The 24,176-nt window shown below is 60.9% G+C and carries 20 protein-coding genes; 10 read left to right on the top strand and 10 right to left on the bottom strand.

The genetic code is table 11. The annotated features are described in order from the left end of the window. Positions 1-38: 38 nt before the first annotated feature. Both HU811_RS01150 and HU811_RS01145 read right to left on the bottom strand, forming a co-directional pair. A complete protein-coding gene (locus HU811_RS01150) occupies positions 39-1,481 on the bottom strand; it encodes an FAD/NAD(P)-binding protein (protein WP_186653363.1) in 1,443 nt (480 codons plus the stop codon). 15 nt (positions 1,482-1,496) lie between these two features. Beyond that, positions 1,497-2,060 carry a helix-turn-helix domain-containing protein gene (locus HU811_RS01145; RefSeq protein ID WP_092396809.1) on the bottom strand — a complete coding sequence of 188 codons (564 nt, stop codon included), beginning with the start codon at positions 2,058-2,060 and terminating at the stop codon, positions 1,497-1,499. On the opposite strand from HU811_RS01145, the gene HU811_RS01140 reads away from it, so the two are divergent. From HU811_RS01140 to HU811_RS01110, 7 genes are all read left to right on the top strand, one after another. After that, positions 2,055-3,080 carry a DMT family transporter gene (locus HU811_RS01140; RefSeq protein ID WP_092453881.1) on the top strand — a complete coding sequence of 342 codons (1,026 nt, stop codon included), beginning with the start codon at positions 2,055-2,057 and terminating at the stop codon, positions 3,078-3,080. The two genes, HU811_RS01145 and HU811_RS01140, sit on opposite strands and share 6 nt — an antisense overlap. Before the next feature lie 180 nt (positions 3,081-3,260). Then, positions 3,261-6,188 carry a monovalent cation/H+ antiporter subunit A gene (locus tag HU811_RS01135; RefSeq protein WP_186653361.1) on the top strand — a complete coding sequence of 976 codons (2,928 nt, stop codon included), beginning with the start codon at positions 3,261-3,263 and terminating at the stop codon, positions 6,186-6,188. After that, positions 6,188-6,532, top strand: coding sequence for a Na+/H+ antiporter subunit C (locus HU811_RS01130; RefSeq protein ID WP_003202835.1), 345 nt, complete (start codon positions 6,188-6,190; stop codon positions 6,530-6,532). The genes HU811_RS01135 and HU811_RS01130 overlap by 1 nt, the downstream gene beginning before the upstream one ends. After that, entirely contained in the window at positions 6,529-8,211 is a 1,683-nt protein-coding gene (locus HU811_RS01125; protein WP_186653359.1) for a monovalent cation/H+ antiporter subunit D, read from the top strand. The genes HU811_RS01130 and HU811_RS01125 overlap by 4 nt, the downstream gene beginning before the upstream one ends. Further along, entirely contained in the window at positions 8,208-8,696 is a 489-nt protein-coding gene (locus HU811_RS01120) for a Na+/H+ antiporter subunit E (RefSeq protein ID WP_092396801.1), read from the top strand. The genes HU811_RS01125 and HU811_RS01120 overlap by 4 nt, the downstream gene beginning before the upstream one ends. Continuing rightward, positions 8,693-8,971 carry a K+/H+ antiporter subunit F gene (locus HU811_RS01115; RefSeq protein ID WP_047225717.1) on the top strand — a complete coding sequence of 93 codons (279 nt, stop codon included), beginning with the start codon at positions 8,693-8,695 and terminating at the stop codon, positions 8,969-8,971. Before HU811_RS01120 ends, HU811_RS01115 begins: the two co-directional genes overlap by 4 nt. Continuing rightward, on the top strand, positions 8,968-9,342 hold the full coding sequence (locus HU811_RS01110) for a Na+/H+ antiporter subunit G (protein WP_092396799.1): 375 nt from the start codon (positions 8,968-8,970) through the stop codon (positions 9,340-9,342). Before HU811_RS01115 ends, HU811_RS01110 begins: the two co-directional genes overlap by 4 nt. 50 nt (positions 9,343-9,392) lie before the next feature. On the opposite strand, the gene HU811_RS01105 is transcribed toward HU811_RS01110, so the two are convergent. From HU811_RS01105 to HU811_RS01090, 4 genes are read right to left on the bottom strand one after another with little or no spacing between them, the layout of a single operon-like run. Next, positions 9,393-9,614: a formate dehydrogenase subunit delta gene (locus tag HU811_RS01105; protein ID WP_186653356.1), complete on the bottom strand. Its 222-nt coding sequence runs from the start codon at positions 9,612-9,614 to the stop codon at positions 9,393-9,395. Next, complete coding sequence (fdhF, locus tag HU811_RS01100) at positions 9,611-12,487, bottom strand: formate dehydrogenase subunit alpha (RefSeq protein ID WP_186653354.1); 2,877 nt, start codon at positions 12,485-12,487, stop codon at positions 9,611-9,613. The genes HU811_RS01105 and fdhF overlap by 4 nt, the downstream gene beginning before the upstream one ends. Continuing rightward, positions 12,484-14,043 (bottom strand): formate dehydrogenase beta subunit, encoded by a 1,560-nt coding sequence (locus HU811_RS01095; protein WP_092454489.1) that lies wholly within the window; start codon positions 14,041-14,043, stop codon positions 12,484-12,486. Before HU811_RS01095 ends, fdhF begins: the two co-directional genes overlap by 4 nt. Continuing rightward, positions 14,037-14,519: a formate dehydrogenase subunit gamma gene (locus HU811_RS01090; RefSeq protein ID WP_047225711.1), complete on the bottom strand. Its 483-nt coding sequence runs from the start codon at positions 14,517-14,519 to the stop codon at positions 14,037-14,039. The genes HU811_RS01095 and HU811_RS01090 overlap by 7 nt, the downstream gene beginning before the upstream one ends. 441 nt (positions 14,520-14,960) lie before the next feature. Here HU811_RS01090 and dmeF point away from each other — a divergent pair, with 441 nt between their 5' ends. From dmeF to HU811_RS01075, 3 genes are all read left to right on the top strand, one after another. Then, on the top strand, positions 14,961-15,878 hold the full coding sequence (dmeF, locus tag HU811_RS01085) for a CDF family Co(II)/Ni(II) efflux transporter DmeF (protein WP_186653352.1): 918 nt from the start codon (positions 14,961-14,963) through the stop codon (positions 15,876-15,878). A gap of 40 nt (positions 15,879-15,918) precedes the next feature. Continuing rightward, the gene (locus HU811_RS01080) at positions 15,919-16,290 is read left to right on the top strand and encodes a hypothetical protein (RefSeq protein WP_186653350.1); all 372 of its coding nucleotides are present in this window, start codon (positions 15,919-15,921) and stop codon (positions 16,288-16,290) included. Positions 16,291-16,418: 128 nt separating this feature from the next. Then, on the top strand, positions 16,419-17,870 hold the full coding sequence (locus tag HU811_RS01075) for a hypothetical protein (protein WP_186653348.1): 1,452 nt from the start codon (positions 16,419-16,421) through the stop codon (positions 17,868-17,870). Between the two features lie 255 nt (positions 17,871-18,125). Here HU811_RS01075 and HU811_RS01070 read toward each other — a convergent pair whose 3' ends face one another. From HU811_RS01070 to HU811_RS01055, 4 genes are all read right to left on the bottom strand, one after another. Continuing rightward, complete coding sequence (locus HU811_RS01070) at positions 18,126-20,063, bottom strand: M10 family metallopeptidase C-terminal domain-containing protein (RefSeq protein WP_225248354.1); 1,938 nt, start codon at positions 20,061-20,063, stop codon at positions 18,126-18,128. Between the two features lie 320 nt (positions 20,064-20,383). Then, positions 20,384-21,412: a DUF2955 domain-containing protein gene (locus tag HU811_RS01065; RefSeq protein WP_092396785.1), complete on the bottom strand. Its 1,029-nt coding sequence runs from the start codon at positions 21,410-21,412 to the stop codon at positions 20,384-20,386. Continuing rightward, positions 21,402-22,541, bottom strand: a complete 1,140-nt coding sequence (locus HU811_RS01060; protein WP_186653345.1) for an HlyD family secretion protein — start codon at positions 22,539-22,541, stop codon at positions 21,402-21,404. The genes HU811_RS01065 and HU811_RS01060 overlap by 11 nt, the downstream gene beginning before the upstream one ends. Beyond that, on the bottom strand, positions 22,534-24,060 hold the full coding sequence (locus tag HU811_RS01055; RefSeq protein WP_186653343.1) for a TolC family protein: 1,527 nt from the start codon (positions 24,058-24,060) through the stop codon (positions 22,534-22,536). Before HU811_RS01055 ends, HU811_RS01060 begins: the two co-directional genes overlap by 8 nt. Positions 24,061-24,176 lie beyond the last annotated feature (116 nt).

The following is a 24,176-nucleotide window of genomic DNA, read 5'->3' as shown; positions in this document are numbered from 1 at the left end:
CAGCGGGGATAAATCCCCTCGCCACAGGGGGTCCAACTTCAATCTTGGCTTTGCAACTCAACCAACCGCGCCGCCAGCGCCTTGGCCTGGCTCGCCACATCGGTCACTGCGGTGCTTTCCCACCACATCCCGCGCAAGGGTGGTCCCATGGCGAACAAGCGGCTGGCAGGCTCGCCCTGGGCATCCAGCACCGCGCCATCGGCACGGGCGGCGATGCCCAGGGCCAGTGGACCGGGCTGAACCAGTCCGCGAGCCAGCAGTTGTTGGGGCAACGGTCGGGCAACCCGACGCCAATCGTATTCGATGCCACTGGAGTTGATCAGCGCAGCGCCCTGCACCACCGTTAGATCCGCCTCACTCCGCCGCCGAATGCGGATGTTCACCGCTCCCTCGACCGACGACGCCAACCCCTTGAACGAAGCCGCCTGGATCCGCAACCGCCCTTGCTCATGTAGCCGCGCCACCAGCTCGGCGCTCAAGGGTGGCGAACGATGATGATGGCTCTCCCACCAGGGCCGCACATGCCGCACAAACTGTCGGCGCTGCACATCGCTGGCCTGGCTCCACAAGCGCCCGATGTGCGCACGCACCGTGTCCAGCGGGGCTTGCCAGTCGATGCCCTGGGCCTGGGCCTGACGACATTGCTCACGCAGAGCGCGCATCAATTGGCGTGGCGAGCGCAGGCTGTGATCGTCGGCGAGAAAGTCCACCCACTCAGGCGGTTGTCGACGCACATGGGGCAGCAGGCCATGGCGGGAAAACACTTCGATAGGTCCGCGATGCCCGGCCTGCTCCAGGGACACCACGGCATCCACCATGGTCAGCCCTGAGCCAATGATCAACACCGTGGATTGCGGATCGAGCCGACGCATCGCCGCTACATCCCAAGGGTCCAGCGCGGCGGCATTCAAGCCGCTGGATTCGGTCTGCGGGGTGCGCGCCGCCGGGAACATGCCCGTGGCGAGCACCGCGAAACGTCCGCGCAAGGTCTGGCCATCGCTCAGCGTCAACAGCACGGTGTCAGCCGCGACCTGCAGATCGACCGCTTCGCCACGCACATGCTCCGCCACCGAGCCATTGCGGGCACCCTGCGCCCGGGCTTCAGCCAGACGCTGTTGCACATACAAACCAAAGATTCCCCGGGGCGGGAACAGTTCGCTGACCGGCACATGCTGCTGATCCGACTCGGGCCAGCCACCGGCCTCGATGAATACGGCGAGCCATTGGGTCAGGTCATCGGCGTTGTCCGGATCGACGCTCATCCGCGCGGCGTTACCGTTCAAGGTGTGGCCCAGCTCCACCGCGCTGTAGGCCTCGCCCCGACCCAGTTCGCTGCGCGGCTCGACAACCAGCACGCTACGCCGGCCAGGCAGACGCAGTAGCTGCGCCGCCAGCATGGCTCCGCTCAGGCCACCGCCGACGATCAAGACGTCGGCCTCGCGGGTGATGCTGCTGACAGGTCGATCCAGCGCTGTATGCATGTCGCTCTCCAGGAATCAAATCACCACGTTGCGTACGAATCTCGTCGCCACCGGCCCCTCATTGCGATAGGCATGGGGCTGGTTGCTGGCAAACATGAAAAACTCTCCGGCGCCTATCTGGTGCTCTTCGCTACCCAGCGTCAGGGTCAGGCAGCCTTCGAAAACATAGAGCTGCTCGCTCCAGCCATCGGCATCAGGTTCGGATGGGTAACGCTCACCGGGCTCCAGGCGCCATTCCCAGAGTTCGACTTCGCGGCTGGCCGTGGCCTTGGCCAGCAGCACGGCTTTGCTGCCGGGGATGGTACCGGCCCAGGCCAGTTCGTTGATGCGACTCGGGTCGCGGGCATCGGGGGCCTGGATCAGGTCACTGAAGGCCACGTCGAGGGCTTCGGCGACACGGTCAAGGGTAGTCAGGCTGACGTTCTTTTCGCCGGCCTCGATGGCCACCAACATGCGCCGGCTGACCCCGGACAGTTCGGCCAGGGTTGTCTGGCTGAGCTGCGCGGCGTGGCGCAGGCGGCGGACGTTCTGGCTGACGTGTTGCAGGACGGATGCCCGCTGGCCGTTTTCTTTGTGCACTATATTGCTCATCTGCTCGGGTTGCGCATTATACTGCCCACCTTCTTCGGGCGCATTGTGCGTCCGCCTCAGGTGGCGCGCAAGGTCATGGCATCGGTGAACTCCCCTCAAGCTTCCTCCCGTTTCTCAAGGTTCAGCAAGGCCGAATGCGTGCTGGTGCTGATCACCATGATCTGGGGCGGGACTTTCTTGCTGGTGCAGCACGCCATGACGGTCAGCGGGCCGATGTTTTTCGTGGGCCTGCGTTTTGCCGCCGCCGCAGCGTTCGTCGCGCTGTTCTCCTGGCGTCATCTGCGCGACCTGACCCTGTTCGAACTCAAGGCCGGGAGCTTCATCGGCGTGGCGATCATGCTCGGTTATGGCTTGCAGACCGTCGGCCTGCAGACCATTCCCAGCAGCCAGTCAGCGTTCATCACCGCGCTTTACGTGCCATTCGTACCGCTGTTGCAGTGGTTGGTGCTGGGCCGTCGGCCCGGCTTGATGCCGAGCCTGGGCATCATGCTGGCCTTCACTGGGTTGATGCTGGTGTCGGGTCCGGCCGGGGCGTCGTTGAATTTCAGCCCCGGTGAAATCGCCACGCTGATCAGCGCCATCGCCATTGCCGCCGAAATCATTCTGATCAGCGCCTACGCCGGCCAGGTCGATGTGCGCCGGGTCACCGTGGTGCAACTGGCAAGCACGGCGGTGCTGGCATTTTTGATGGTGGTGCCCACCCAGGAAAGGATTCCGGACTTCTCCTGGCTTTTACTGGTCAGCGCCGTCGGCCTGGGGGCGGCCAGCGCGGCGATCCAGGTGGCGATGAACTGGGCGCAGAAAAGCGTCTCGCCCACCCGCGCCACGCTGATCTATGCCGGCGAACCGGTGTGGGCCGGGATTGCCGGGCGCCTGGCCGGCGAGCGGTTGCCGGCGATTGCCTTGTTTGGCGCGGTGTTGATAGTAGCGGCGGTGATCGTCAGCGAGCTGAAAACCCGGGGCAAAACGGTCAACGAGGCGGATGAGGTGCTTGAGCGCGAACGCTGAGGCAATCGAAAAAGCCTTGAGAAGTCGCTGTCTTTGAAACGATCGCAGCCTTCGGCAGCTCCTACACACGCAAAATAGGAATACTCCACCTACCTTGTAGGATTCTGCGACAGGCTGGCGGTTGGTGATCGGACGCACGCCACGTATGATCCCTGACAAACTCCCGCCGAATAGAAGCCTATGTCACTGATAGTTCTATTGCTTTTGCCCTTCATCGGCAGCTGTGTCGCGGCGCTGCTGCCGCATAACGCCCGTAATGCCGAATCCGTGCTGGCAGGCCTTGTGGCCTTGGTCGGCACCGTTCAGGTGGCTTTGCTGTACCCGCAGATCGCCGACGGCGGTGTGATCCGTGAGGAGTATTTCTGGTTACCGAGCCTGGGCCTGAATGTCGTGCTGCGCCTGGACGGTTTCGCCTGGCTGTTTTCAATGCTGGTGCTGGGCATCGGCACGCTGGTGTCGCTGTACGCCCGCTATTACATGTCGCCGGACGATCCGGTGCCGCGTTTTTTTGCATTTTTCCTGGCGTTCATGGGCGCCATGCTGGGGTTGGTGATTTCCGGCAACCTGATCCAGATGGTGTTCTTCTGGGAGCTGACCAGCCTGTTCTCATTCCTGCTGATCGGCTATTGGCACCACCGCGCCGATGCCCGACGCGGTGCCTACATGGCCTTGATGGTGACCGGGGCCGGCGGGTTGTGCCTGTTGGCCGGCGTGATGATCCTCGGCCATGTGGTGGGCAGCTATGACCTGGACAAGGTCCTGGCTGCCGGCAACCTGATCCGTGACCACGCCCTCTACCCCGTCCTGCTGACGCTGATTCTGATTGGCGCGCTGAGCAAAAGCGCACAGTTCCCTTTCCACTTCTGGCTTCCCCATGCCATGGCCGCGCCCACTCCGGTGTCGGCGTATCTGCATTCGGCCACCATGGTCAAGGCCGGAGTATTCCTGCTGGCGCGGTTGTGGCCGTCGCTGTCGGGCAGTGAACAATGGTTCTACATCGTCGGCGGCGCCGGCGCCTGTACGTTGTTGCTCGGTGCTTACTGCGCGATGTTTCAGAACGATCTCAAGGGCCTGCTGGCCTATTCCACCATCAGCCATCTGGGGTTGATCACCCTGTTGCTGGGCCTCAACAGTCCACTGGCGGCGGTGGCGGCGGTGTTTCATATTCTTAACCACGCCACCTTCAAAGCCTCGCTGTTCATGGCCGCCGGGATCATCGACCACGAAAGCGGCACCCGCGATATTCGCCGGCTCAGTGGCCTAGTGCGGCTGATTCCGTTCACCGCCACCCTGGCCATGGTCGCCAGCGCGGCGATGGCCGGGGTGCCGCTACTCAACGGGTTCCTGTCCAAGGAAATGTTCTTCGCCGAAACCGTGTTCATTTCCGCCACGGCCTGGGTGGAGCTGGCGCTGCCGATCATCGCCACCATTGCCGGGACCTTCAGCGTCGCCTACTCCCTGCGTTTTACTGTGGACGTGTTCTTCGGCCCCCCCGCCACCGACCTGCCCCATACCCCCCATGAACCGCCACGCTGGATGCGCGCGCCGGTGGAGTTGCTGGTGTTCGCCTGTCTGCTGGTGGGCATTTTCCCGGCCCAGGTGGTCGGCTCGTTGCTGGCCGCCGCCGCGTTGCCGGTGGTGGGCGGCCCGTTGCCCGAGTACAGCCTGGCGATCTGGCACGGCCTGAACGCGCCGATGATCATGAGCCTGGTGGCGATGTCCGGCGGCATCGTGCTTTATCTGCTGCTGCGTAATCAGTTCAAACTGGGCCACATCAAGCATCCACCGTTCATAGGCCGATTCAGCGGCAAGCGGCTGTTCGAGCGCTGCCTGGTGCTGATGATGCGTCAGGGCCGACGGCTGGAACGCAAGATCAGCACCCGGCGCCTGCAAGCGCAGTTGTTCTGGCTGGTGCTGGCCGCCGTATTGGCCGGGTTGATTCCGATGCTCAACAGCACGCTGGCGTGGGGCGACCGGCCGAAGATCCCTGGCTCCATCGTGTTCGTAACCCTGTGGCTGCTGGCGATCGCCTGCGCCCTGGGCGCGGCCTGGCAGGCCAAGTATCACCGGCTCGCGGCCGTGACCATGGTCAGCGTCTGCGGCCTGATGACCTGCGTGACCTTCGTCTGGTTCTCGGCCCCCGATCTGGCATTGACGCAACTGGCCGTGGAAGTGGTGACCACGGTGCTGATCCTGCTGGGCCTGCGCTGGCTGCCACGGCGGATCGAGGACGCAGCGCCGCGGCCCAACAGCGAACGGCGCGCACGCATCCGTCGTCTGCGGGACTTGCTGCTGTCCATCGCCGTGGGTGGCGGCATGGCGCTGCTGTCCTACGCAATGCTGACCCGTCAGACACCCAACGATATCTCATCGTTCTACCTCAGCCGCGCCTTTCCCGAGGGCGGCGGCAGCAACGTGGTGAACGTGATGCTGGTGGATTTCCGCGGCTTCGACACCCTCGGAGAGATCACCGTGCTGGTAGCGGTTGCCCTGGCGGTCTTCGCCCTGCTGCGACGTTTCCGGCCGCCGAAGGAAAGCATGCAGCTCCCGGCCCAACAGCGTCTGCTGGCACCCGACGTGGTCACCGATCTGGTCAACCCGCGCCACGCCAGTGATACCGCGCTGGGGTTCATGATGGTGCCGTCGGTGCTGGTGCGTTTGCTGCTGCCGATCTCCCTGGTGGTGTCGTTCTACCTGTTCATGCGCGGTCACAACCAACCCGGTGGCGGTTTCGTGGCCGGGCTGGTGATGTCGGTGGCGTTCATCCTGCAATACATGGTCGCCGGCACCCAATGGGTCGAAGCCCAGATGAGCCTGCGTCCGCTGCGCTGGATGGGCACGGGCCTGTTGTTCGCCACGGTCACGGGACTTGGCGCGATGGCGGTGGGTTATCCATTCCTGACCACCCACACCTGGCATTTCGAGTTGCCGTTGCTGGGCGATATTCACCTGGCCAGCGCGCTGTTCTTCGACATCGGCGTCTATGCCGTGGTGGTCGGCTCGACCCTGTTGATTCTCACCGCCCTGGCTCACCAGTCGGTGCGGGCCCACAAGCCTGGTCTGCATCCCAAACCCATTGCACAACCCGTAGCAGGAGGCGCGGCCTGATGGAAGAAGTCATCGCAATAGCAATCGGCGTACTGGCCGCCTCCGGGGTCTGGCTGGTGCTGCGACCACGGACCTTTCAAGTGGTTATGGGCCTGTGCCTGCTGTCCTATGGCGTCAACCTGTTCATCTTCAGCATGGGCAGCCTGTTCATCGGCAAGGAACCGATCATCAAGGACGGCGTGCCCCAGGATCTGCTGCATTACACCGACCCACTGCCCCAGGCGCTGGTCCTCACTGCGATTGTGATCAGCTTCGCCATGACCGCGCTGTTCCTGGTGGTCCTGCTGGCCTCCCGGGGCTTGACCGGCACCGACCATGTGGACGGCCGGGAGCCCAAGGAATGATGTTGACGCCTCATTTGATCGCCGCGCCGATCCTGCTGCCACTGTTGACCGCTACGTTGATGCTCATGCTGGGCGAAAAACATCGTCCGCTCAAAGCCCGGATCAACCTGTTTTCCAGCCTGCTGGGCCTGGGTATCGCCATGCTGTTGCTGTACTGGACCCAGGGCCAGGCCCTGCCCGCCTCCATCGGCGTGTACCTGCCAGGCAACTGGCAGGCGCCGTTCGGCATTGTATTGGTGGTCGATCGCCTGTCGGCGCTGATGCTGGTGTTGACCGGGATAATCGGCGTCAGTGCCTTGCTGTTCGCCACAGCCCGTTGGGATCGCGCCGGCGCGAGTTTCCATGCGCTGTTCCAGATCCAGTTGATGGGCCTTTATGGGGCCTTCCTCACGGCGGATCTGTTCAACCTGTTTGTGTTCTTCGAGGTGCTGCTGGCCGCTTCCTACGGTTTGATGCTGCACGGCTCGGGCCGGGCGCGGGTGTCGTCGGGGTTGCACTACATTTCCATCAACCTGCTGGCCTCCTCGCTGTTCCTGATCGGCGCGGCGTTGATCTATGGCGTCACCGGCACGTTGAACATGGCTGACCTGGCGTTGAAGGTGCCCCTGGTGCCGGAAGCCGACCGGGGCTTGCTGCACGCCGGGGCAGGCATCCTGGCGGTGGCGTTCCTGGCCAAGGCCGGCATGTGGCCGCTGAACTTCTGGCTGGTGCCGGCTTACAGCGCCGCCAGTGCGCCGGTGGCGGCCCTGTTCGCGATCATGACCAAGGTGGGCGTCTACACGATCCTGCGCCTGTGGACGTTGCTGTTCTCCGGTCAGGCCGGCGCCTCGGCGTATTTCGGCGGCGACTGGCTGATCTACGGTGGCATGGCGACGATCGTCTGTGCCGCCATCGCCATTCTTGCGGCCCAGCGCCTGGAGCGCATGGCCAGCCTGAGTATCCTGGTGTCCGCCGGGATCCTGTTGTCGGCCATCGGCTTTGCCCAGCCAAACCTGGTGGGTGCGGCGCTGTTTTATCTGGTGAGCTCGACCCTGGCACTCTGTGCGTTGTTCTTGCTGGCCGAGCTGATCGAACGCTCGCGCTCGGCCAATGAACCGTCGCTGGAGGACGATCTCGATGTCCTGCCTCGGCCACTTGAATCCCTGCAACCGCCCAAGGGCATCAACCTCGATGACGAACAGAAAGCCGTCATCGGGCAAGTCATTCCCTGGACCATGGCCTTCCTCGGCTTGAGTTTCATCGCCTGCACGCTGTTGGTGGTGGGCATGCCGCCGCTTTCGGGGTTCATCGGCAAACTGGGGCTCATGAGCGCGTTGCTCAATCCTCAGGGGCTTGGGGAAAGTGTGGAACCGGTGTCGAACCAGGCGTGGGGCTTGTTGGCGTTGTTGATCCTGTCGGGGCTGGCGTCGTTGATCGCTTTCTCGCGCCTGGGTATCCAGCGCTTCTGGACGCCGCAAGAACGACCGTCACCCTTGTTGCGACCTTCCGAATGCCTGCCGATCATCGTGCTGCTGGGGTTGGGCATCGCGCTGACCTTCAAGGCCGAGCCACTGCTGCGCTACACCCAGGAGGCGGCCGCCGGGCTGAACAACCCCGAACATTATGTGATGTCGGTGCTCGGTACCCGCGCCGTCCCCGGCCCGAAAGCCGATAGCGCGCTGACAGAGGTGCAACCATGAAACGTTTGTTTCCTGCTCCGTGGTTGTCCCTGGCACTCTGGTTGCTCTGGCTGCTGTTGAACCTGTCCCTCAGCGCAGGGCATCTGCTGCTGGGAGCGGCACTGGGCGTGCTGGCACCTTTGCTGATGCGCCCGTTGCGCCCCAGGCCCATCCATATTCGGCGGCCTTGGGCGGTGCTGCGGTTGTTCCTGCTGGTGGGTCGCGAGGTGGTGGTGTCCAATCTGGCCGTGGCCTGGAGTGTGATGAACGCAGGACACCGCCCACCTCGCTCGAGGTTCATCAAGGTGCCGCTGGACCTGCACGATGCCAATGGCCTGGCGGCGCTGTCGATGATCACCACGGTGATTCCCGGAACGGTATGGTCGGAACTGGCCCTGGATCGCAGCGTCCTGCTGCTGCACGTGTTCGATCTGGAAGACGAAGCGGCATTCATTACGCACTTCAAGACCACCTTCGAGCGGCCGCTGATGGAGATTTTCGAATGAGCCCATTGCTGTCCAACGCGATCCTGTTGAGCCTGTTCCTGTTCTCCCTGACGATGGTGCTGACCTTGCTGCGTCTGTTCAAGGGGCCGTCGGCGCAAGACCGGGTACTGGCCCTGGACTATCTGTACATCGTGGCGATGCTGATGATGCTGGTGCTGGGCATTCGTTACGCCAGTGACACCTATTTCGAGGCGGCGCTGATGATCGCCCTGTTCGGCTTTGTCGGCTCGTTCGCCCTGGCCAAGTTCCTGTTGCGCGGCGAGGTGATTGAATGAGCGGCGAACTGTCGATGTGGGTCGAAATTCCCGTGGCCATCCTGCTGGTGCTCAGCAGCCTGTTCGCCCTGGCCGGAGCGATCGGCCTGGTGCGTTTGAAGGATTATTTCCAACGCATGCACCCGCCGGCCCTGGCTTCGACACTGGGCGCCTGGTGCGTGGCGCTGGCCTCGATCATCTATTTTTCAGCGCTCAAATCCGGCCCGGTGCTGCATGCCTGGCTGATACCGATCCTGCTGTCCATCACGGTACCGGTGACCACCCTGTTGCTGGCCCGGGCCGCGTTGTTTCGCAAACGCATGGCCGGGGATGACGTACCGGCGGAAGTCAGCAGCCGCAGGACGGATCAGGGCGACTCACCAATGCCTTGAGAGCGAGGGGGTTATCTGCCAAGGATATCCCCCTGCCCTCGCAGCAATCGTTAAGCAACCCCTTCCGTTTCCGTCAATGCCGCCACCACCAGAGGATGCAGGACCGCACCCGGATGCTCGGTTTGCCAGGCACTCAACTGGCGACGCATGGCCGGGGTCCAGAAGCTCTTCATGTGTTGACGCACCCCATTCACTGCCAGCGCGTGATCCGGCTCACTGGCGAAGTACTGCGCGATCTGGTTGGCCATCTTGATCAGGCTTTCGGAACTCATCGGCGCACCTCGGCTTTCTCGGCATGGCGACGCTCTTTGAGCAGACGTCCCTGTTCATCACTGAAGGCCTGGTAGCGCTTCTGCCATTCGGAAGGCTGGCTGACCCGCACGATCTCGACCGCCGTCACTTTGTATTCCGGGCAGTTGGTGGCCCAGTCGGAGTTGTCGGTGGTGATGACGTTGGCACCCGATTCAGGGAAGTGGAAGGTGGTGTAGACCACGCCCGGCGCCACCCGCTCGGTGACTTTCGCACGCAGCACCGTCTGCCCGGCACGGCTGCCGATGCCGACCCAGTCGTCCTCGGCGATGCCGCGGTTCTCGGCGTCGGTCGGGTGGATCTCCAGGCGGTCCTCCTCATGCCAGGCCACGTTGTCGGTGCGTCGGGTCTGGGCGCCGACGTTGTACTGACTGAGGATGCGTCCGGTGGTCAGCAGCAACGGATAGCGGCTGTTGACCTTCTCCTCGGTGGGTACATAGCCGGTGAGCATGAAGCGCCCCTTGCCCCGCACGAACTGATCGATGTGCATGGTCGGCGTGCCGTCGGGCGCGGCATCGTTGCACGGCCATTGCAGGCTACCGTGACGCTCCAGTTCGGCGTAGCTGACGCGACTGAAAGTCGGTGTCAGGCGAGCGATTTCGTCCATGATCTGCGAGGGATGGCTGTAATGCATCTTGTAGCCCAAGGCATCGGCCAGGGCCACGGTGGCTTCCCAGTCGGCCTTGCCGGCCAGCGGTTCCATCACCTTGCGCACCCGAGAGATGCGGCGTTCAGCGTTGGTGAAGGTGCCGTCCTTCTCAAGGAACGAGCTGCCCGGCAGGAACACGTGGGCAAACTTGGCCGTCTCGTTGAGGAAGATATCCTGCACCACCACGCATTCCATGGCTGACAGCGCCGCAGTGACGTGCTGGGTGTTCGGGTCGCTCTGGGCGATATCCTCGCCCTGGCAGTAAAGCGCCTTGAAGGTCCCATCCAGAGCCGCTTCGAACATGTTGGGGATGCGCAACCCCGGATCGGGTTGCAGCGTCACGTTCCAGGCCTGTTCGAACTGGGCGCGCACCGTCTCGTTGGAAATGTGCCGATAGCCGGGCAGCTCGTGGGGGAAAGAGCCCATGTCGCAGGAACCCTGGACGTTGTTCTGCCCACGCAGCGGGTTCACCCCGACACCCTCGCGACCGATGTTGCCGGTGACCATGGCCAGGTTGGCGATGCCCATCACCGAGGTGCTGCCCTGACTGTGTTCGGTGACGCCGAGTCCGTAGTAGATCGCCGCGTTGTCAACGCTGGCGTAAAGCCGCGCGGCGGCGCGGATCTGGTCGGCGGGCACGCCACAAACAGGGCCCAGAACTTCGGGGGAGTTCTCCGGCAGGCTGACGAAATCGCGCCAGCGGTTGAAGTCCGCAGGCTCACAGCGTTGTTCGACAAACCCCTGATCAACCAGGCCTTCTGTGACAATCACATGGGCCAGCGCATTGAGCATCGCCACGTTGGTGCCCGGACGCAATTGCAAGTGCAGGTCGGCACGGGCATGGGGTGAATCCACCAGGTCGATACGACGCGGATCGATGACGATCAGCCGCGCGCCCTGGCGCAGACGACGTTTGAGCTGGGAACCGAAGACCGGGTGAGCGTCAGTGGGGTTAGCGCCCATCACCAGGATCACGTCGGCCTTCATCACCGAGTCGAAATTCTGGGTGCCGGCGGATTCGCCCAAGGTCTGCTTGAGGCCATAACCGGTGGGCGAATGGCAGACCCTGGCGCAGGTGTCGACGTTGTTGTTGCCGAACGCGGTGCGCACCAGTTTCTGCACCAGGTAGGTTTCTTCGTTGGTGCAGCGGCTGGAGGTGATGCCACCGATGGAGTCGCGCCCGTACTTGAGCTGGATGCGGCGCAATTCGCTGGCCGCGTAGGTGACCGCCTCTTCCCAACTGACCTCTTGCCACGGGTCGCTGATGTGCTTGCGGATCATCGGCTTGGTGATGCGGTCCGGGTGAGTCGCGTAACCCCAGGCGAAGCGGCCCTTGACGCAGGAGTGGCCATGGTTGGCCTGGCCGTTCTTGTCCGGGACCATGCGCACCAGTTGCTCGCCCTTCATTTCAGCGCGGAAGGAGCAACCCACCCCGCAATAGGCGCAGGTGGTGATGACGCTGCGCTCCGGCTGGCCGATCTCCACAACGCTCTTGTCGATCAGGGTCGCCGTCGGGCAGGCCTGAACACAGGCGCCGCAGGAGACGCATTCGGAGTCGAGGAAGTTGTCACCGCCGGCTGCCGCCACGCGGGAATCAAAGCCGCGTCCGGTGATCGTCAGGGCAAAGGTGCCCTGGATTTCCTCACAGGCGCGCACACAGCGGTTGCAGACGATGCACTTGCTCGGGTCGTATTCGAAATAAGGGTTGGAGACGTCCTTGGCTTCGGCCAGGTGATTGGCGCCTTCGTAGCCGTAGCGCACCTCGCGCAGGCCGACCTGCCCCGCCACCGTCTGCAACTCGCAATTGCCGTTGGCTGCACACGTCAGGCAGTCCAGCGGGTGATCGGAAATGTACATTTCCATCACGTTGCGTCGCAGGTCGGCCAGTTTGGAGGTCTGGGTACGTACCACCATGCCCTCGGTGACCGGCGTGGTGCAGGACGCCGGATAGCCGCGCATGCCGTCGATCTCCACCAGGCACATGCGGCAGGAGCCGAAGGCTTCCAGGCTGTCAGTGGCGCAGAGTTTCGGGATGGTCGTGCCAAGCATGGCCGCCGCGCGCATGACCGAGGTGCCGGAGGCGACGCTGATTTCGCGTCCGTCAATGGTCAGGCTGACCTGCACGTCGCTTTCACGCGCCGGGGTGCCGAGGTCGATATCGCTGCTGGGGTCGAAAATAGTGATCATTGGTCGGCCTCCGTGGTCGCCAGACCGAAGTCGGCGGGAAAATGCTTGAGGGCGCTGCCGACGGGAAAGGACGTCATTCCCCCCAGGGCGCAGAGCGAGCCGTACTGCATGGTGTCGCACAGATCGTGCAACAGCAGTGCCTGCTCCTGGCGTGTAGCCGCATCGGTGCTGGCGATCAAGCGGTCCACCACTTCCACGCCACGGGTGGAACCAATCCGGCACGGCGTGCACTTGCCGCAGGATTCCTCGGCGCAGAACTGCAAGGCAAAACGGGCCATGTGGGCCATGTCCAGCGTGTCATCGGCAACCACCACGCCACCGTGGCCGAGCATGGCGCCCATGGCGGCGAATGCTTCGTAGTCCAACGGCGTATCAAACTGTGAAGGCGGCACCCAGGCACCCAGCGGCCCGCCCACTTGCGCGGCCTTCAGCGGTCGACCACTGGCAGTACCGCCACCATAACCTTCCACCAGTTCACGCAGGCTCAGGCCGAAGGCGCGCTCCACCAGGCCGCCCTGGCGCACATTGCCGGCCAGTTGAAACGGCATCGTGCCCAAGGACCGGCCCATGCCGAAGTCGCGATAAAACTGCGCGCCCTTCTCCAGGATTACGGGCACCGAGGCCAGGGTCACCACGTTGTGGACCAGCGTCGGCAGCCCGAACAGGCCTTGGATGGCGGGCAGCGGTGGTTTGGCACGGACCGTGCCGCGCTTGCCCTCGAGGGATTCGAGCAGTGCCGTTTCCTCGCCGCAAATGTAGGCGCCGGCCCCCACCCGAACGTCAATGTCGAACTCACGGCCGCTGCCGCTCACGTTCGTGCCCAGATACCCGGCGTCACGGGCGATGCGCAGCGCATCGTTCAGGGTGCTGATAGCGTCCGGATACTCCGAACGTACGTAGATGTAGCCCATGGTCGCGCCGACGGCGATCCCGGCGATGATCATGCCTTCGATCAAAAGGAACGGATCGCCTTCCATCAGCATGCGGTCGGCAAAAGTACCGGAGTCGCCCTCATCGGCGTTACACACCACGTACTTCTGCGCCCCTACCGCGTCGCGCACAGTGCGCCACTTGATGCCCGCCGGAAACGCCGCGCCACCGCGACCACGCAAGCCGGAATCGAGCACGCTGGCGACCACCTCTGCGCCGTCCATCCGAATCGCCCGGGCCAGCCCAAGGAAACCGCCCTGGGCACGGTAATCGTCCAGGGACAGCGGTTGGGTGATGCCGGCGCGCGCAAACAGCAGACGCTGCTGGCTTTTGAGATAGGGGATCTGCTCAACCAGGCCCAAGGCCAATGGATGGCTGCCAGGATCGCCTGCCAGCGCATCCAGCAGGCTGGGCACGTCTTGCGGCGTCACAGGGCCAAAACCGAGCCGGCCTTGGTCGGTATCAAGCTCCAGCATCGGCTCCAGCCAATAAAGGCCGCGTGAACTGGTGCGGCGCAGCTCAAATGGTAGTTGTCGACGCTCAGCTTCACTCGCCAGCGCCGCTGCGACCTTGTCCGCGCCCACGGCACGGGCCACTGAATCACGGGGGATGCAGAGCTTCAGCATGCGCCCTCCTCCAGACAACCCTTGACCAGCTCGCGCAAGCGCTCGGGGGTTAACCGTGCATGCAGCTCACCGTCCAGTTCCAGCGCAGGTGAACAGACGCAGGCGCCCAGGCAATAGACCGGACGCAGGCTGATGCTGCCATCGGCACTGGTGCCGTGGTCATCCAGCGCCAGTTGCTCACGCAATTGTGCAGCCAGGCCTTCGGCCCCCATACTCTGGCAGGACTCGGCCCGGCACAGACGTAGCGTGTGGCGCGCTGGCGGCGAGGTACGGAAATCGTGGTAGAAGCTGATGACCCCGCGCACTTCAGCCTGGCTGAGGTTCAGGGCATGGGCAATTTCCGGGACGGCGGCGTCGGGGACGTACCCGCAACCTTCCTGGATCGCGTGGAGAATCGGCAGCAAGGCACCGGGGGTGTCCTTTTCGCGCTGCAACACGCTATGAATCAGAGGCAGGTGAAGCGTCTCATCAGGCATAAACGTACCTCGGCATCTCGAACGACACCGCCGCAATGCGGCAGCCGTCCGGAGTCTTGGCTGCGGTGCCGGGCCACGTCACGGACGCGTGGTTGATCCAGTCACCATTCTCGCTCTCCGGCCAAGTGTCTAGGCGCACCAGGTCCGGGGCATCGTTACAGCTTGCCACTCCCGGGGGGCGGCGGTTGCACACAGACGACTTAACGTGTCCTGAAAGCGACTTGAGCCGGGAGGCGGTCAGCCCTCATAGCTTAATTCACTATTGGTTATTAGCGAGTCGGGGCTGCCGGTGGCGGGTGGAGTACCTATGCTTCAGGGAGGGTTGCCCTCGGATTGTCTCGGCGGCAGCTGAAGGCTTTCGTTGCCAAAGGTAAAGGCCGTCGAAGAACTGCTTGAAGCCATTCGTCGTTACTCCAAGTGAACCCATCCAGGTACAGGCTCATGAACAGCACTCACATCAACCACACACATGACCACGTGTTCCTTGGCTCAGGGCACGACGAAAACGCCAAGCGCACGCTTTGGGTAGTGGCACTGACCATGGTGATGATGGTTGGCGAGATCACCGCCGGCTATATCACCGGCTCAATGGCGTTACTGGCAGATGGTTTTCACATGGCAACCCATGCCGGCGCATTGGGCATCGCGGCGTTCGCGTATGGATACGCAAAACGCCACGCTTGCAGCCAGCGCTACAGTTTCGGTACCGGCAAGGTTGGAGACTTGGGCGGGTTCGCATCGGCACTGATTCTCGGTATGGTTTCCCTGGGAATTGGCGTTGAGTCTGTCATGCGCCTCTTGCAGCCAACGGACGTTCAGTTCGGCACGGCTACGCTCATCGCTATTGCCGGTTTGATCGTCAACATTGTCAGCGCCCTGCTGCTGGGTCACGGACACCCTCATGGGCACGATCATGAGGATCATGGCCATGCCCACCACGGGAACGACAACAACCTGAAGTCCGCCTACGCCCACGTCATCGCGGACGCGCTGACTTCGGTTCTGGCCATTGTGGCACTGCTCGCCGGCCGCTATCTCGGTTGGGTGTGGCTGGACCCGGTCATGGGCATTGTCGGCGCCATCGTTATTGCGCGTTGGGCATGGACGTTGATGAGGGTCACCGCCGGTGTACTGTTGGATCAGACAGATGTGCCCATCGCCGAGGAAATCCGCGAACGGGTTGAAACGCCGGGGGATGCCACCCTCACAGACTTGCACGTCTGGCGGGTTGGACCACAAGCCCATGCGGCCATCGTCAGCGTCGTTGGTAACGCCACTGCGAGCGCCGACAGCATTCGTGAACGCCTCAAGCCGGTTCACGAAGTCAGCCATCTGACGGTCGAGTTTCGATCGGCCTGACTCAGCGCCTCCCCCACCATCGCCTCGAAAGGAACCCGCAATGCCTCTAGGGAAACGTGAACTGGCGCGAATCGAACGGCGGTTGATAACGGAACTCACCGAAGCCTGCGAAACCGCAAAAGGTGAGATCAAAGGCTTTACCTGGCTCACCCACACCGCCGACCTGAACGCGTGGGCTGAAACCTTGAAGGTAATCTGGGTATTCGAAACCCTGGCCGACAGACAGCTTGCCCAGATCGACGCCAAAGTACGCATCTTTGAGTTGATGACCATCGCATTTAATGAGGCCAACATCGACCTGATTCCTTCAGACCATAATGTCCATTTGGACTCGGAGGAGGAGTGTCGACGAACGCATGGAGGCGACTGGAACATCCGCCTGACTCAGTCACGTGTAGCCAAGGGTGGCTGACCATGGCTAAGAAATCGGGAATTTCTGGCAATTGGTACCTGCTGCGCTATACAGAAGAACCAAGCATTTCAAAAAATCGCCAAAAGTGGCTTCGGCAGATCTGATCAGAGATGGATTTCGGAGAGATGATGAGCAAGTCGATTGCCATAATGCTGGGGTTACTTCTCTTATGCGTAAGTTGTGCAAACCTTAACTCTATTCACCGACAACGAGGCTTGGCCAGCGGTCCAGGCTACGACGTCGATTATGTGTCCATCGACGCTAAGCAACGAACCATCTTAAGTGCCTATTCAAATAATAGATTGCGCGTGTGTGCGGAATACATGCCTGACATTTTTTCAGTCATCAGTTCTAGCCTCTCAGGTCAGGCGGGCTATGGCTTAGGGGCTGATACCAAAGACATTTCTGTAAAACTCGCTCAAGCCCTCAGCGAAAGTGGCGCATCCATTCGCCGATCGCAGACAGTGAATTTGCTAGCCATGTCGATGTATCGAACCTGCGAACGTTATTTGAGCGGATCAATCGATCAAGACGAAATGATAATTCAGGCAGCCCGAGACCAACGAATGATGGTCAGTGTACTCGCCATTGAACAGTTGACGGGTGTTGCCCAAGCTCAGAATACGGTGATAGTCAATGCAGGCGCGGCAAGCGCAACCACCGATAGCTCTACCGTTAAGGCTCTCGAAACTGCGAAAGCGCAAGCGGACACCCAGAAAGAGATATCAACAAAAGCAGCTCAAACGTATCACATGCTGCTCGAAGACGCGCCACTTGCAACCGATGGTAAAACCAAAAGCTGTGAGTCAATAACCGACAGCATAAAACTAGCTGCATGCGTGGAGGCTAAGAGGAATTCAGAGTTTGCGGCGGCCAATCAGGCTAGACAGGAGGCATATTATCAAGCGCTATTAAATACCTCTAAGGCAACAGGGGCTGCCACCATCACACAAGTTGCAAACGATACCGTCGCAGGGCAACAGCGAAACGCTCCAATGTCGGATACTGTGATGATCAAGCTGGCTGATACAGTCTTGGCGCTGGCAACCTTAGGTGTCGCTATCGATGACGACAGAGCTACCTGCAACGTCGTAAAAAGAAATTTACTTCTATACAGCCCTGAACAGCTTGCCAAGATTGATACCTGTTCTGAGAAAACGCTGACGCCTGTGGACAAAACTCCTGACTCCATAGGCCCCTTGCTGAATGTTGGACTGTTCATTCAGCTGACCGACTCGGATAATCAGACTACCGTGGCAGCACTTGAAACAATGTTCATTCGCTACTTTGGACCGCAGTTCAGAACACATGCAGTGTATTCAACGGATGCGACACAGGCTCCCGCAGACACGGAAATTCGATATTTTTTCGATCAAGATCAGTTTATTGCGAGGAATATATCGATCGCACTCAAAACCCCACTGGGCAAATTTCCCAAGTGCACTAAATGGGAGGGAGCGGAAACCAAGGCGAAGGCTGGGGTGCTTCAACTGTGGGTCAGTCCAAACACGGTCATTGGGGACGTGACACCGAAAACTGTGTCTTTTGCCCAAGTGGCAGGCGAAGGGTGTTCAACCTGAAGCTGAGAGAAAATTCCCGGTAGTGAACGCTGATGACCGAAACTGAAAGGTGGAGCGCTGAATTCTTAATCCGATGACCGTCCAAAATTGAAAAGACTGAAGCTCTGCCTCAACGGGGACTTTTGTTCTCGCAGAGGCAATTGCCTCCGTCGACGACCACATGCAAAGGGGGCGCATTGTGGCAGCAGGCGAGCGACATAGTACTCTAGACCGCTCAGCAAGCTGCCAAAGGCAAGGAATAACCAGGTTTGCGTTCTACACCCAGAGGTCAGCCACTCCGATCAATTGAAAGACCTCATCCCCCGAGGGCTCGGCGAAGATGATGTCCAGGTTACGGTAACCGGAGTGGTCCCCTGCCAAGCTCAACTCGAATCGAGCCCCATTGGCGTCGGCTTCGTAGCTTTTCAAGTAAGTCAGGTTCTTGGCTTCATTGACCACCACGTCCAACGTGCCGTTGTAACCATTCCCCAGCCGGGTAAAGCCCAAGGCGGACAAATCGATAGTGTCTTCACCCGCGGTATAGTCAATCAGGCGATCAGTGTGGTTTTCAGTGGCGGTACGGTAGCTGTCGCTCAGTGCGTCGAAGCGGAACACATCGTTGTTACCGCCACCCACCAATAGGTCCCGACCCTCTCCGCCAACCAATACATCATTCCCTAACGCTCCATAAAGGCGATCATCGCCCGCCAACCCTTCGATGATTTCGCCTCGAGCGTTGCCTTGTAAACGATCAGCCTCTTCGGTGCCCATCAAACTGGCTTGCTGGAACAGGAGGTTGGTTTCATTCAGCGTTTGGCCCAAGTCACCGTCGAAGACCAATTCGAAGCGTTCCCCATCCGCGTTGGCATCGAAACTTTTGAGGTAAGTCCGCGTCCCGCTTTCATTGACTCGTATCGCCAGCGTTCCGTCATGTCCATTGCCCAGGCCGAGCAAGCCCATGGACGAGAGGTCGATCGTATCGGTGTTGGGGTCGAAGTCGGTGATTCGGTCGCTATGGGCCGTGGTTACGGTTCGGTAGCTATCTGAGACTGACTCGTAACGGAACGTATCGGCCCCGGCACCGCCCGTCAGCAGGTCGCGACCTTGCTGGCCATCGAGCAGATCGTTACCGGCCCCGCCAACGATCGCATCGTCGAACGAGGCGGTACCCAGCAAGAAGTCATCATCGCGGCCACCGTCAAGGTGGTAATAGCCGTCGTCGGGATTGCCAAAGCTGTGGTCCAGGCTACCGTCGGGGTTCAACTGAACCAAGGCCGCCAGATAGCCGTCCGCGCTCGTGCCTTGCATTGCGCCGATCAACAGCTTGCCGTCGGCCAGCACGATCATGTCGGCTACGGCGAAAGGCGCGCTTTGCGAGCCCCAACTTACCCGACCCTGATCACCGAAATCGCTGTCGAGGGAGCCGTCGGCGTTGAGTCGAATGACGCTCGCCACGCCGCCCGAGGCGCCCGCCAGCAGGATTTTGCCGTCATCCTGGATGACGAGGGCGTCTGCGTGAACATCCAGGGCCAGGCTGCCGCCGTTGGCAAAGCTGCTATCCAGGGTACCGTCCTGGTTGAGGCGGGTCAGCGTATCTCGCCCCGTGACCAATACCTTCCCGTCCCCCTGCAGCGAAACGTCGATCGTGCCGCTGGGTTGAATGCCGACGGACGCGGGTAGGTGCAGGACCCCAGCCTCTGCGAAAGACGAGACCAAGGCCCCTGTCGCGTCGAAGCGGGCGATATAGATCTCCCCAGAGGGATACGCAGCGCTCGCGAAAAAACTGCCGTCGCGTTGCACGGAAAACGATGCTTGTTGGCCTAGAGATTCGTTCCAGTAGAAAGGCACTGTCGCGGTGCCGCCGTTCCCGAAACTCGTATCGAGGCTGCCGTCAGCCAAGGTACGCGTTAGGCCCGACACCCAGGCGTCGCCTACTTTCACGTATTGCGCCACCAGATAGCCTCCTCCCGGCTGCACCGCAGCATTACCGCCGTCCTCGATATCGAGCGACACAGGCAGGAGGGATTTACCGTCTCCACTGTAGTTGCGGTCCAGGCTACCGTTGGCATTGAACCGGACCAGACTGCCGGTGAAGCCTGAATCCTCTTCGCCTCCCAGCCCCAGGCGACTGTAAGCGCCAAGCCAGATACCCCCGTCCGGATCGACCGTGATACCGCCGATGTTGTCCGAACCCCATAAGGTCGTGGCTACCATGCCCGTGTTCCCCACAGCTGAAGCTGTGGGCGAGATGCTCTGACTCATGTCCATGCCTCCGATAGCAATCTGTCGCCAAAAACAATAGACACGCTTGAGTCTGGTTGCCACTTTACGAAACGAAGAGAGGTTCTTGGACGAGCTTCTACGCTGCTATCGATGCAACCAGTCTGCGGCAACTGCGCAAGGTAACGCCAGGCTGGCTGAAGCTTTACTAATCGCGGGACTCTGAATCCAATCGCCGCTTGGCCTCGGCCAACATCTGAGGAACTGCGATTCGCTGGCTCAGAAAAGTAGCGACCATGAGGCGTTTTATCCAATCAGATTAATTCCTGAGCTTGTCTTGGTTGTCGCTGATCCAGAATATGAACCATCAGGCAGGCATACAGCGTCACGAGAATGAACAGTCCCATGCGTACGGCAAACGCTGTGTAGACATCCTTGCCTGCAATACTGTCTTGAACCGACTGGCCCAGCAGAATAATCAGCGTGATCAAGCTGTTGAGCCAGAACCCCGGGCTTAAGCGTGTGGGGCTTAGTCCATATAGCTTGCACGCCAGCGCGAGACCGAACAGCAGCATCCAAAGGAAGAACATCCATAGGTGTACAAAGAGGCTGAGTGCACACCAGAACAACACCGCCAGCAGGCCTCCCAACAAGGTCGAGCCAAGCAATTCGCGTGCGGCATTACGCGACGTCGTTGCGGAACTCTGCTGACCCAGGCTGACCGCTTTCAAGACAATGGGCAGGTAACCGGCCGGATCAATCAGGGCCACCAGAAACGCCGGTAATACAATCAGCGCAGCGCGCAGCGCAACCCTGTCGACGTCTTCCGCTCGCAGGGTCGGGGCCGCGGGTGGTGACGGCGTATGGGCTGACTCGGGAAACAGCCAATGACTTATCGCCAGCACCATGACGGCGAGGATCAAGCCTTTAACTAATGCACCGATGATCATCATCGCCAAGTCAAAATCGACGAAGCCAGCTGAGGAGATCATGGTCAGCCCGATCACCAGAAACGTGACGATCAGGTTATTGCCACCACGCAGACCCAGTCGAAAAACCAGGAACAGGCTCACGCCGACCAGGAGAATGCCGCTGAACGGGTAGTAGCGCAGGATTGGGATAAGCAATAGACCTACACCGGTGGTCAACATCGCTGCCAGTGCAAGTGTCAGTCCAGCCTTGAGTTGCAACGGACGATTGAGGGTGGCGATCAAAAGTACCGCAAGCACGGGCGCGATAAAGGGAATCGGCAAGGCCACGCCGAAGCTGATCGCAAGGCACAGCGCGGTGCCTGTAGCCAGGCGTAACGCCCGCTGAGTCCTCGGCGTCCGCTTAGTAGACATAAGACAGCCAACTCATCAGTCTCAGAAATAAGCGGCCCAGTGGGTTCAGCGGGTTGCTTTGAGAGGGGAAAGCCATGACCTCGGCTTGGCCACCGGCACGTATCGCGCGAGTGTCACGCAGCCTGGCCATTGAATCCTCGGAAAATTCGATGATCACCGGAAAACGCTGTGCCGGACGAAGCCAATCCCGGCTGTTCTGCACAGTTGGCAATGTACCGGGCGCCGTCGTCGGCCCCACGCTGACGCCGTAGCCGACACTGCGGACACGCCCGTCGAACACTTCGCCTGGCAATGCATCCAGAACGATCGCAACCGGTGTCTGGGGCTTGACCAGACCGAGGTTGTTTTCGGTCATGTCTGCGCTGATCCATACATCATGGATGGCGATCAGGGTCATGACTGGGCTGCCGATGGCCGCGAACTGCCCCGCGTCGGTGCGTAGATCGGTTATTAACCCTGCCGAACGTGCGCGAATCTGTGTATTAGCCTGATCGAGTTCAGCTTTCGACAACGCGGTGGCGGCGCTGCGCAGCAAAGCGTTGTTTTCCGCACTGCCGCCCTCTTGCTCGCGCGCGCGCTGGACCTCGGCACGGGCGGCGGCAACCTGGCTGACCGCTTGTTGGTAGTTGGCACGAGATACTTCGAGCAAGCGTACGGAAATGGTGCCTGGGTCTTCGCGGTACAAACCCTCGAGCCGCTGGTTATCCTGCTGCGCCTTGAGTTCATTCGCCTGGGCCGCTCGCAAATTGGCTTGAGCCGCGGCTATGCCGGCGGTGCTGGCACCGATCTGTCGACGGGTGGACTCAAGATCTGCACGCGCACGGTCGACGGCAATCTGATATGGCTGAGGATCCACTTCGAACAGCACGTCTCCTGCCTTGACGTCCTGATTGTTCCGCACGTTGACGCGGATGACTCGGCCAGCCACTTCCGCAGCCACCGGAATCACAAAGGCACCTACTCGAGCCTGTTGCGTATAAGGCGTAAAGCGGTCAGCCAACAAGTACCAGGCCAGACTCAGTGTGATTAAGATCAGTACCCACTTGATGCCTTTTGGCGCGGGTTCAGCTGGCGGTTCTGCCGCCTCGGGGGAAGAGGCATCGGGGGAGGACTGCGCGACTTCACTCATGATTGTTGACCTTTTTGGGTTCCGCTGCTGAAGGCTCATCCAGCAAATTGCCCCAGTCCGAGCGCTCTTCCATTTGCTGGCGGGTGGCCGGATCAACTTTCGGTCGGACGCTGTACCAACCGCCGCCCAGCGCTTTGTATAGGGCAATCACATTGCTGACGGCATTGCTGCGGCTGACCAGGTAATTGTCCTGTTGCTCTAGCAGCGCGCGTTGCGAGTCGAGCACCCGCTGGAAGTCCGAATACCCTTCCCGATACAGGGCGTTGGCCAGCACCAGCGAGCGCTTGGCGGCGACTTCGGCCTCACGCAGGATGGCTTCGCGCTCCAGGGACTTGATCAGTCCATTAGCTGCGTCATCTGCCTCGCGTGCAGCTTGGCGCACCTTTTCGCGGTACCCTTCGATCAGTTGCTGCAACCGCGCATCCTGCACGCGCACGTTGTTACTGATCTGGCCATGGTCGAACAGATTCCAGCGCAGACTCGGGCCACCGATCAGGTCCAGACTCCTGGGCGTGCCATTGAGCGTATCAGTCGTCCAAACGATGCTGCCCAGCAAGGTCAGCGACGGATAGAAATCGGTTTCGGCCACACCGATCAGGGCCGACTGAGCCGCGACATTGAGCTCGGCTGCACGCACGTCGGGCCTGCGCAGCAGCAGATTAGCCGGTACATCCTGCAGCACTGCACGGTCCACCAGCGGAATCCATCCTTCATTTTCGACCAGTTGCGGTAGCGCGCCGGGCGGCCGTCCAATCAATACGGACAACGAGTTACGGGTACGCAGAATCTGATCCTCGAAGTTGGGGATGGTACTGAGGGTGCCCAGGTATTGAGTTCTGGCTTGTTGCAGGTCGAGCTCTGCATTCTGGCCGCTCTTGAATAGCCTCTCGGTTATCTCGAAGTTACGTTTTTGCTGTTTGGCGTTTTCCTTAGCCACACGCAAACGTGCTTCGGTGGTACGCAGCGAAAAGTAAGTACTGGCCAGTTGGGCGCGTAGCAGAACCAGCCCGTCTTCGAGATTGGCCTGGGCGGCGAAGTAACTGGCATCGGATGATTCAATGGCGCGACTGAAACGCCCCCAGAAGTCCAGCTCCCAACCCATGTCGAACCCCGCACTGTATTGCCAGAAATGACTGTTTTGCGGATTACTCCCGCCGGATTGATTACGGTTGAAGTACAGACTGTCGGCGCTGGCTTGCTGCAGTTGTGGGTAACGCCCGCTCTGGGCAATACCCAACTGAGCCCGCGCCTCAATCACCCGCAGACCGGCAACTTTAAGGTCTGAATTGTTGGCATCCGCCTCAGCAATCAGACGATTGAGGACCGGGTCGCCGAAAACTTGCCACCATTGACGAAAGTCCGGGGTGCGGCTGCGTTGGCTGACTTGCTCAAGGGCAGGAGTCGTCCAATGTCCTGGCCACGCCTCCCTCGGTGACTGAAAGTCTGGCCCCAGGCGCACGCAGCCACTCAAGCCGAGCACTCCAAACACTAGCAGTTGGCCCGATCGCGTCAGATGCATGCGTTTTTCCCAGTCAAGGAAGACTACAGGAGCATAGACGCCCTGATCGCTCGCAGACTGCTAAGCTCTTCAAGCATCGTCACATTTGATAAGTCCAGTCAAAAAGGTACGGCAAC

The organism is Pseudomonas tehranensis, from assembly GCF_014268615.1.
In the GTDB taxonomy this organism is placed as follows: Bacteria; Pseudomonadota; Gammaproteobacteria; order Pseudomonadales; family Pseudomonadaceae; genus Aquipseudomonas; species Aquipseudomonas tehranensis.
This window is presented reverse-complemented; position numbering and strand designations above follow the sequence as displayed.